The organism is Alkalimonas sp. (assembly GCF_020831925.1).
Taxonomy (GTDB): Bacteria; Pseudomonadota; Gammaproteobacteria; order Enterobacterales; family Alteromonadaceae; genus Alkalimonas.
In genome coordinates, this window is sequence record NZ_JAFIFQ010000019.1 from 48,998 (window position 1) to 58,990 (window position 9,993).

General features: G+C 49.5%; 12 protein-coding genes. 9 read left to right on the forward strand and 3 right to left on the reverse strand.

What is annotated here, in order from left to right; translation table 11 throughout:
• Position 1: 1 nt before the first annotated feature.
• From JJU14_RS07950 to JJU14_RS07970, 5 genes are all read left to right on the forward strand, one after another.
• On the forward strand, positions 2–2,047 hold the full coding sequence (locus JJU14_RS07950; RefSeq protein WP_228612333.1) for a type IV pilus secretin PilQ: 2,046 nt from the start codon (positions 2–4) through the stop codon (positions 2,045–2,047).
• A 205-nt stretch (positions 2,048–2,252) separates the two neighbouring features.
• Positions 2,253–2,771, forward strand: a complete 519-nt coding sequence (gene aroK, locus JJU14_RS07955; RefSeq protein WP_228612335.1) for a shikimate kinase AroK — start codon at positions 2,253–2,255, stop codon at positions 2,769–2,771.
• Positions 2,772–2,808: 37 nt separating this feature from the next.
• Positions 2,809–3,870 carry a 3-dehydroquinate synthase gene (gene aroB, locus JJU14_RS07960; protein WP_228612337.1) on the forward strand — a complete coding sequence of 354 codons (1,062 nt, stop codon included), beginning with the start codon at positions 2,809–2,811 and terminating at the stop codon, positions 3,868–3,870.
• A complete protein-coding gene (locus JJU14_RS07965) occupies positions 3,871–5,277 on the forward strand; it encodes an SPOR domain-containing protein (RefSeq protein ID WP_228612339.1) in 1,407 nt (468 codons plus the stop codon). It abuts the gene before it with no gap.
• Positions 5,274–6,143 (forward strand): Dam family site-specific DNA-(adenine-N6)-methyltransferase, encoded by an 870-nt coding sequence (locus tag JJU14_RS07970; protein ID WP_228612341.1) that lies wholly within the window; start codon positions 5,274–5,276, stop codon positions 6,141–6,143. The genes JJU14_RS07965 and JJU14_RS07970 overlap by 4 nt, the downstream gene beginning before the upstream one ends.
• Here JJU14_RS07970 and JJU14_RS07975 read toward each other — a convergent pair.
• The 3 genes from JJU14_RS07975 to JJU14_RS07985 all read right to left on the reverse strand — a co-directional run bounded on the left by JJU14_RS07975 (position 6,106) and on the right by JJU14_RS07985 (position 7,258).
• Positions 6,106–6,303 carry a DUF2970 domain-containing protein gene (locus tag JJU14_RS07975; RefSeq protein WP_228612343.1) on the reverse strand — a complete coding sequence of 66 codons (198 nt, stop codon included), beginning with the start codon at positions 6,301–6,303 and terminating at the stop codon, positions 6,106–6,108. The genes JJU14_RS07970 and JJU14_RS07975 overlap by 38 nt on opposite strands.
• Entirely contained in the window at positions 6,290–6,535 is a 246-nt protein-coding gene (locus tag JJU14_RS07980) for a hypothetical protein (protein WP_228612345.1), read from the reverse strand. The genes JJU14_RS07975 and JJU14_RS07980 overlap by 14 nt, the downstream gene beginning before the upstream one ends.
• 117 nt (positions 6,536–6,652) lie before the next feature.
• Positions 6,653–7,258, reverse strand: a complete 606-nt coding sequence (locus tag JJU14_RS07985) for a TorF family putative porin (protein ID WP_228612347.1) — start codon at positions 7,256–7,258, stop codon at positions 6,653–6,655.
• A 223-nt stretch (positions 7,259–7,481) separates the two neighbouring features.
• Between JJU14_RS07985 and rpe the strand changes: the two genes are divergently transcribed.
• The 4 genes from rpe to JJU14_RS08005 all read left to right on the forward strand — a co-directional run.
• Positions 7,482–8,153 carry a ribulose-phosphate 3-epimerase gene (gene rpe / locus JJU14_RS07990; protein ID WP_228612349.1) on the forward strand — a complete coding sequence of 224 codons (672 nt, stop codon included), beginning with the start codon at positions 7,482–7,484 and terminating at the stop codon, positions 8,151–8,153.
• Between the two features lie 82 nt (positions 8,154–8,235).
• Positions 8,236–9,240, forward strand: a complete 1,005-nt coding sequence (gene trpS, locus JJU14_RS07995; protein WP_228612351.1) for a tryptophan--tRNA ligase — start codon at positions 8,236–8,238, stop codon at positions 9,238–9,240.
• A gap of 12 nt (positions 9,241–9,252) precedes the next feature.
• Positions 9,253–9,645: a fluoride efflux transporter CrcB gene (gene crcB, locus JJU14_RS08000; RefSeq protein WP_228612353.1), complete on the forward strand. Its 393-nt coding sequence runs from the start codon at positions 9,253–9,255 to the stop codon at positions 9,643–9,645.
• On the forward strand, positions 9,642–9,993 hold a 352-nt coding region (locus tag JJU14_RS08005), incomplete at its 3' end, for a CrcB family protein (RefSeq protein WP_228612355.1). The genes crcB and JJU14_RS08005, both read left to right, overlap by 4 nt.

Genomic DNA, 9,993 nt, shown 5'->3' on the forward strand with positions numbered 1-9,993 from the left:
GATGACTAAAACAATGAGAAGCCATGTAAAATACGCCATCTACAAGGCTATGGTATTAATGGTGTTGCTGAGCTTGCCGGCAACGGCCAGGCCATTGTTGCATGATGTGCGTTACAGCCCATTAATGAGCGGTGAGACTGAGCTTGAGTTTGTATTTGATCGATCGTTTGGCCAGTCTCCGGATGTCCAGGTGTTCAGCCAACCGGCCCGTATTGAGCTGTTGTTCAGCAATATAGGGGTGGATGAAGCGCTGGCACAAATCGATGTAGGCCGGGCTGGTATCAAGGAAATAAATACGTTCAGTGAAGAGCAAAGTGCCCGTATCGTGATCTACCTGGAACGGTTAAACCCCTACCAGACACGACAGGATGGCAACAGCTTTTTTCTGCATTTACAAGACAGCCAGACTGAGTCGATACCAACGTACAACAACCAAATTAAACCGCGTGCACTAAATGCCATCCAGGCCATTGATTTTCGTCGTGGTGAGCGTGGTGAGGGGCGTGTTTTGGTGTTCCTGCGTAATAATGCCGCGGCAGTGAATGTGACTGAGCGCGCCGGCAAATTGCATCTGGACTTTCATAACACCAGCATTCCAGATGACATGTTGTATATTTTAGACGTGATGGATTTCGGTACCATTGTTCGGCAGATTGAAACCTTTCATCAGGATGGTATCAGCCGACTGGTGATTGAACCAACGGAAGCCTTCACGCACAGCTACCAGCAAGTCGACAATATTTTTACTCTGACCGTGCAGCGGGATACCACTCAACGCAGTATTTTAGGCGGGCGTGAGTATCAGGGGCAGGCCATTTCTCTTAACTTCCAGGATATTCCGGTTCGGACCGTGCTGCAGATTATTGCTGATTACAATGGCTTTAATCTGGTTACCAGCGACTCGGTAACTGGTAATGTCACTCTACGTCTGGATGGTGTGCCTTGGGATCAGGCGCTGGATATCGTATTACGGGTTCGTGGGTTGGATAAACGCATGGATGGTAATATCTTAATGGTTGCGCCGACTGATGAACTGGCTAGCCGAGAGGCCCGTGAACTGCAAGCAAGGCTGGATGTTGAAAATCTGGAGCCACTGTATTCTGATTTTCTGGTCATCAACTATGCCAAAGCTGCTGACATAGCCGCACTGCTGCGTAATCAGGATACCAGCTTGTTATCTGAGCGTGGCGCTGTCACAGTGGATGATCGAACCAATACCATTTTGATCCGTGATACCAGTCGCTCAATTGAAAATGCCCGTCGTTTGGTAGAGCGCCTGGATATTCCTGTTCGGCAGGTGTTGATTGAATCGCGGATGGTTACCGTCAAAGACAATGTGCAGGAAGATCTCGGTATTCGCTGGGGATTCTCTGATCAGCAGCGCACCAAGGGTACTTCAGGTACTGCGGCCGGTGCTAATACAATAGCGGGTGGTGTCATTCCTAGCCTGGATCAGCGCTGGAATGTCAATTTACCGGTCACTAATCCGGCCGGTAATATCGCCTTTCATGTCGCTAAGTTATCGGATGGTACCATCCTTGATTTAGAGTTGTCGGCTCTGGAGCAAGAAAATAAAGCCGAAATCATTGCCAGCCCAAGGATCACTACATCCAACCAGAAAATGGCTCGCATCGAGCAAGGTACTGAAATCCCTTATGTGCAAGCTGCATCCAGTGGTGCTACTACGGTTACCTTCAAAAAAGCAGTGTTAAGTTTGGAAGTTACGCCGCAGATTACCCCTGACAACCGCATTATCCTTGATTTAATAATTACTCAGGATACACGGGGTGATACGGTCCAAACGCCAACAGGCCCCGCCACTGCCATTGATACCCAACGTATTCAAACCCAGGTGCTGGTTGATAATGGTGAAACCATTGTGCTGGGCGGAATCTATCAGCAACAGGCTATCTCTGCTATCTCCAAAGTTCCGTTGTTTGGCGATATCCCTTATGTTGGTCGCTTGTTCAAGAATACCAGCGAATTCAATGAAAAGACTGAGCTGTTGATTTTCGTGACGCCAAGGATCTTAACCGATGGCTTGTAAGTGAGCTGCTTTTTAGCTCTAAGCTCAGCAAGCAGGCCGGCTATGTCCGGCCTGCTTGCTGAGTGGTCGGCAAACCGGCTAATATTTTTGAAATAAGCTTGCCAAGCGAACGCCATTGCTGACATAATTCAGCGCTTCAAATCTTCGTGGGAGCCTTTGTTCCTGACTTTAAGTTCACCAAGACAATGAATTAGCACGACGACATATGGCAGAAAAACGTAATATTTTCCTTGTAGGTCCTATGGGTGCTGGTAAAAGCACAATTGGCCGTCATTTGGCAGACATGCTGCATCTTGATTTCTATGACTCGGATCAGGAAATTGAACGCAGAACCGGTGCTGATATCGCCTGGGTGTTCGATTTAGAAGGTGAAGCTGGTTTTCGGGTTCGTGAAGAGAATGTCATTCAAGACTTGACGGAAATGCAGGGCATTGTTCTGGCAACGGGCGGTGGTTCTGTTACCAGCAAAGAAACCCGGAATCGGCTGTCCGCACGTGGTATTGTGGTGTATCTGGAAACTCCAATTGAAAAGCAGGTTGCCCGTACTCAACGCGATAAGCGTAGACCATTGCTACAAACAGAAGAAGATTCAGAAGAGGTGCTGACGCGACTGGCAACAGAGCGTAATCCGTTGTATGAAGAAATTGCCGACCTGACTGTGCGGACGGATGAGCAAAGTGCTCGCGCCGTAGCCAGCCAAATCGTAGAACAGCTGGGTTTCTGATTTCGTTTTACTATCTTTCAGTTAAAGGGGGCTGCTTATGCATCGTGTTCGGGTTGAACTGGGTGAACGCAGCTACCCTATCGATATAGGCCCAGCCCTACTGCAGCAGCCAAGCCTGCTGATAAAACACTACCCTCAGGTTATCATCATCAGCAACGAGACTGTCGCGCCTCTTTATCTAGAAGCCGCAAGCCGTTTGTTTGCTAACAGCCAGGTGCTGCACTTTTTGTTGCCGGACGGCGAAGCCTACAAAACGCTGGAGCAGTTTGGTCATATTCAGACATTTTTGCTTGAAAATCGCTTTGCGCGTGATGGTTTGCTGGTCGCACTTGGTGGTGGCGTTGTCGGGGATATCACCGGCTTTGTTGCCGCCACCTATCAGCGTGGTGTCGACTTCATTCAGATCCCAACGACTTTGTTGTCTCAGGTCGATTCTTCGGTCGGTGGGAAAACAGCGGTGAATCACCCCCTTGGTAAGAATATGATCGGGGCTTTTAAACAGCCACAGCAGGTATTGATTGATACCGATGTGCTGTCTTCACTGCCAGCGAAAGAGTTTGCTGCGGGCATGGCGGAAGTTGTTAAGTATGCCCTGATAGCGGATCCTGACTTTTTCGATTATTTAGAGCAACAAGCTGAAGCCATTGAGCGTTTGGAGCCAACTGTACTGGGCGAAATGATTGCACACTGTTGTCAGATGAAAGCAGATATCGTTGCCGCAGATGAAACGGAGCAGGGCAAACGTGCCTTGTTGAATCTGGGGCATACCTTTGGGCATGCGATTGAAGCTTGGCTTGGTTATGGTCGCTGGCTTCATGGGGAGGCAGTTGCTGTTGGTATGGTCATGGCTGGGCAATTAGCGCACAGTCGCGGTTGGTTATCGGCAGCCGAGCTGAATCGTATTCAAAGGTTGCTAACACGTTTTTCCCTGCCGGTGGCAAAACCTGAAGGCATGTCGATACAGGACTTTTTACCCTATATGAAGACGGATAAAAAAGTCCGGGCTGGCAAGATGCGATTTGTATTGCCAACTTCGTTTGGCTATAGTGAAATCATTGCTGATGTTGATGAAGTTGAATTGCTGAGTGTTTTTTCCTGAATGTCGCTATCACCCCTAGCTGCTAAGCTACAAGCTCACGCTACTTTACTGCCCTCGCAGCGTGAGCTGCTGGAACGGGTATTATTTCAAATTGAGTTCAATGGGTTTCAACATATCCATCTTATTGGCGGCACCGGCTCAGGTAAAACAACACTGAGTCTGGTGCTTGCAGAGCTATTATCGGATGCAATGAATCTGGCTTATTTTTCCTCCCAGCCAGATATGACGACTACACAGTGTCAGAAGCATCTTCTGCAGCAATGGTTTGGTTTAAGTGAGTTTGAAACAAACCTGATGGAATTGCTGGAGCAGCCGCATCCCCAACCATTGGTCTGGATCTTAGATAGTCAGGGTAGTTTGCCGTTAGGCTGTTTATCGTTGTTGCGAGCCCACCCTATTCATATCATCACCACAGGCCCTGATGTATTAACGGAGGCTGAGCTTAACCTGGCGATTTCACCGGTAACTGAAGCTGAAGCAGAGCAGTTGCTGCCAGTACAGATGTTGCAAACGCGCTCGGCTGCTGAGCGCTTGCAAGCCGCTGCAGGCAATTTACACCGTTTGCTGGAGCCCGAGGTTGTGTCGGAGCGAAGCGACAGCAAGCCGGTTGCTATGTTGGCTCAAAAGTACCGAACAGCATCTCTGGTGCTGGCTGTGTTGGGGGTTGTGGCTATTCTGCTATTTTGGTGGCTGTCTCAGCCATCAGAGCCAGAGTTATTACTGGCTGATAATCAGCCCAGGCCAGTGGTGCAAGCGTGGAGCCCGGCCGATGTTGTGGTGTCTGAAGCTGAACCCGGTCAAACGGACGTTGACAATAGGCTTCCTAATGAAACTAGCGCCGACGATACCTTGCTGACTGATGCTGAAGCCTTGCATCTAACCGAATCAATAGCAGCCGGCGAGCAAGAGCTTATGGATGAGCCAGCGCTGGAAATACCTTCAGCTGTGCCTGCCATGCAGCCAGAGACTACTGAGCAGCTCGCTAGTGCCGAACAATCTGCGATGGCCGGGCAAACTGCTATCACTGAGCACCCAGAAGACGTTGCGCCTGGATCCGATACGATTTTACTGGAACCTAATGCTTGGCCATATGATGAAGCCAAGCTATTAGCGATGAATGAAGACCACTATGTCTTGCAACTGGGCGCCTTTGCAAATCTAAATGCTGCTCAGGCAGTGCGTCAGTCTTACCCGGAACTAACCGTGTTGATTTATCAGCGACAGCACAATGGGCAGTCACAGTGGGTGGTAGTGCTTGCTGCTTACCGAACTGCTGAGCAGGCCAGAGCAATCCGGGCTGAGATCCCTGCGGCTCTAAGAGCTGAGACTCCTTTTATTAAATCGATGCAACAGGTGTGGCAGGAGATTCGCTCGAGTCAACCGGGACAGGGTAATCACAGTCAATGAGTAAATCCAAACAACGGGCTTTTCTAAAATGGGCTGGTGGCAAGTACAACTTGGTGGAGTCCTTAGCCCGTTTTTTGCCACAAGGTGATACTCTGGTTGAGCCTTTTGTCGGTGCAGGCTCTGTATTTTTGAATACCCAGTATGCTCGTTACCAGCTGAATGATATTAATCAGGATCTAATCAGCCTGTATCAGATTGTTAAACAGCGACCTGAACAGTTTGTGGCGGACGCCAGAGCCTGTTTCGTTGCAGCCAGCAATCAAAAAGAGTGTTACCTCAATTTCCGCCAGCGTTTTAATGACAGTACCGATACCTATGAACGAGCGGTGCTATTTTTGTACCTTAATCGCCACGGGTACAATGGATTATGCCGCTATAATCTGAAAGGCTTGTTCAACGTGCCTTTTGGCAGTTACAAGAAGCCGTACTTCCCAGAAGCTGAACTGTATTTTTTTGCAGAAAAAGCGCAGCAGGCTGAGTTTAGCTGCAGCAGCTATCAACAGGTATTTGCTGACTTAGCGCCGGGATCAGTGGTTTATTGCGACCCACCTTATGTACCGCTCAGTAAAACCGCCAGTTTTACCAGCTATGCCCGGGAAGGCTTTAATCTGGATGATCAGGCGCAACTTGCCAACCTTGCCGAGCAAGCATCGCAACAGGGCTGCACTGTGCTTATCAGTAATCACGATACCACCTTAACCCGAAAAATTTACCAGCAAGCGAGCTTACATCCAATCCAGGTCGCCCGCTCCATTAGTCAAAAAGGCGATGGACGCAAAAAGGTGGCAGAGCTATTTGCTTTGTACCAACCGCCAGTCAGCAATGTGATCAGCGTAGTACCCAAGATACGACGAGCAGTACGGTAACGACAAAAATTAAGGCCATTACCACCCCTACAACGATGTAGGGCATAGGACTGTTGGCATTAAAATCTTGTTGGCGTTGCTGCTCGGATTGAACACCGATAAATGCACCGGCAACAGCTTTGAGAACTTGCTTCCAGGAGGCGGGCTTATTTGTTGTCATTGTTGACTGGCAGCATCCGATCCAGCAACTCAACTAAGTCAACAAAGTGAAACTGTGAAGAGCGGCTTTGCCCCTGCAACCAGCTTAGCCAGCTAAATTGGGTAGCGCATTCAGCAGAGGTCTGGCAAGAAAGTGTGCTGTGGTCAGACTGCAGCAGCCACGCAACACCGCTAGCCAGCAGCACTAAGACCAGCAGGGCTATCCGTGTTTTATGCTGTAACAAAGCTTCCATCAAAAAAATCCCGCAGCATCCTAACTATGGCAGATACCATAGCAGAATGAGCGGTGGGATACAAGTTATTTACTTTTATGCTGGTCTGTTGCGCAAGCAGTTGGTAAGTAAAGCGTCTTAGAAAGACGCTGTGAGACCGAAAAAGATGGCCCGATCGCCGCTTTCTTTTTTGGTAGCAAAAGCTGAGGCGGTCAATGTATCGGTAATGGCGTAATTTAGACTGATGCCAACATCGTACAGCGACTCATCGGAGTCTTCCCAACCGGCATGCAGGCCAATACTCCACTGATCATTTAAGGCAAACTCGGTGCTGGCCTCGATGTATATATTATCGAATTCATCGTAATAAAAGGTAATGCCGGCAAAACCAAAATCGACGCCAATATGGTATTCCAGATAGTCTTCATCAATGCCGTCAAAACGGTATTGCAGCACACCAATATCCAGCGCAATGCTATCGCTGACATCAAAGCCATAGCCAAGGTAAAGGTTGGTCTCTGAACCAACCTCTTGATCGGTCGTGCCCCAGAAACCGGCGTAAAAGCCCTGGTAATCCGCTTCAATCGAACCTTGCACGTGGAAGTGATTGGTGAGCTTGTAACCACGGAATACATACTTGGTCATCCCACTTACTTCGGCGCTGATGCCGACTTCGTTGGCTTGAGCTGTGCTAAGACCGCTGATTGCGAGCAGCAAAGCGCTGGCTAGGATGGTTTTCTTCATTGCAGTTGTCCTTGTGTTTTGATTATCACATGGCGATTCCAAGAACTGTGCCAGCTTAATTTATTTATATAAATCAGATTGTTAAGCTTATTTTCGTTGCCGCAGGCATACTTTATTGTGCTGGGCTGGTGCAATGCTGCTTGCTTTTTGTGCAGTGAATACGGGTGCTTTTCCGGCCTAAATTCAGTAAAGTAGCCACTCTTTTGGTGCGGAGAACTTAGCCATGCAACCTTTTTTAATTGCGCCTTCCATTTTGTCTGCCGATTTTGCCCGTTTGGGAGAAGATGTGGATCAGGTGTTGGCCGCTGGTGCCGATGTGGTGCACTTTGATGTGATGGATAATCACTATGTGCCTAACCTGACCTTTGGTCCCATGCTGTGCCAGGCTCTGCGCGACTACGGGATCCAGGCCCCGATTGATGTGCATTTGATGGTAGAGCCGGTGGATGCACTGGTACCACAATTTGCCGAAGCCGGAGCCAGCATTATCAGCTTTCATCCGGAAGCCAGCCGTCATGTCGATCGCACCTTGCAATTAATTCGTCAGCATGGCTGTGAAGCTGGTCTGGTGCTCAATCCTGCCACCCCGTTATCGGTGTTGGATTATCTGATGGATAAAGTTGATCTGATTTTGCTGATGTCGGTCAACCCGGGTTTTGGTGGTCAAAGCTTTATTCCTTCGACGTTGCATAAGCTAAAACAAGTACGGCAGTTGATCGACCAATCTGGCCGACCGATTCGGTTGGAGGTAGATGGTGGTGTGAAAACCGATAACATTGCTGAAATTGCAGCGGCCGGTGCGGATATGTTTGTAGCCGGCTCTGCCATTTTTAACAGTCCAAGCTATCGCGATACCATCGACGCGATGCGGGCTGAGCTGGCTAAAGTAGGCTAAAACGGAGTTTGCTGCTGCCTTAGGGTATGGGAAGCAGTTATACTGCAGGATTATTTTTACAATTTTAAGACGGAAAGGATCTATGACAAGCAAGCCGATCGTGCTCAGTGGAGCACAACCTTCAGGACAACTGACCATTGGAAACTATCTGGGCGCCCTTCGTCAGTGGGATCGGATGCAGGACGATTACGACTGTCTGTATTGCATTGTCGATTTACATGCCATTACCGTGCGACAAGATCCTGCAGCGTTGCGTAATGCCTCGCTCGATAGCCTGGCGCTGTATTTAGCCTGTGGCATTGATCCTGCTCGCTCCAGTATTTTTATGCAATCCCATGTGCCGGAGCACAGCCAACTGGCCTGGGTACTGAACTGTTATACTCAGTTTGGTGAACTGGGACGGATGACGCAGTTCAAAGACAAATCCGAGCGTCACAACAACAACGTCAACGCTGGACTATTTACCTACCCGGTGCTGATGGCCGCTGATATTTTGTTGTATCAGGCCAATCAAATTCCGGTCGGGCATGATCAGAAGCAACATCTGGAACTGGCCCGCGATGTGGCGATGCGTTTTAATGCGCTGCATGGCAACATCTTTACCGTACCAGAGCCTTTTATTCCCAAGGTGGCAGCCCGGGTGATGAGTTTGCAGGACCCAACCAAAAAGATGTCGAAATCCGACGACAATCCGCAAAACTTTATTGGTTTGTTGGAAGATCCCAAAGTCATCGCCAAGAAAATCAAGCGTGCAGTGACCGACTCCGACGATCCACCTCGTGTTACTTTTGATCTGGAAGCAAAACCAGGTGTAGCCAACCTGCTGAGTATTTTAAGCGGTGTAACCGGCAAAACCGTGCCTGAACTCGAAGCCGAATACCAAGGAAAAATGTACGGCCACTTAAAAACCGATGTGGCTGATGCGGTGGTCAACCTGTTGGAACCTCTGCAGCAGCGCTTCAAAGAAATCCGGGCCGATCAAAACTTAATGCATAAAGTATTGCATCAAGGCGCAGAGCAGGCACGCAGCCGTGCAGCGGAAACACTGCGTAAGGTCTATGATGCTGTTGGTTTCGTTTTACCCTAAGACCGGTATCCGATGAGCCAGATACTGCCGTTTTCAGCATGGTTCTGGTTGTTGTTTTTTAGTGCCGCCGCATTAGGCGGCATGGTGCGTTTCTGGCTCACCAATCTGCTAAGCCGGAAACTGGGTATGGCACTGCCCTGGGGTACCATGCTGGTCAACAGCAGTGGCGCTATGGCGTTGGGGTTTCTCGCTGCCAGAGCCGCTGAAACGGAGCAGGCACAGTTGCTATGGCTGGTGCTTGGCATCGGTTTTTTAGGCGCTTACACCACAGTCTCCAGTTTTAGCCTGCAAACCTTAAGCCTGTGGCAAGCCGGTCAGTGGCAGCGAGCGCTTTTGAATGTGTTGCTTACCCTGCTGCTTGGGCTTGTTGCTGTTACCCTGGGGTTTTACTGGGGGCAAGCGTGAGAAATCCGCCAGTGACCTACTTGCTGGTGGGGCTTGGTTCTGGCCTCGGAGCCAGCCTACGCTTGCTCTTATCTATCCTCTTGCATCAGCCCGATGCACTTTGGCCCTGGGCTACTTTGCTGGTGAATCTGCTTGGTTCTGTCTTGATTGGTTTTTACGCCGGCATGGTGGGCACAGCAGGGCGCTGGCAGGTCAGCGAACCACAGAAGCAATTTGTTCTGGCTGGCTTTTGCGGCGGTTTTACTACCTTCTCGGTGTTTAGCCTGGAGGGATTGCAGTTGCTGTTGGCAGGTCATGGAGTGCTGGCAGCGCTCTACGTGCTGGTGTCGCTGTTTGTCTGGTTACTGG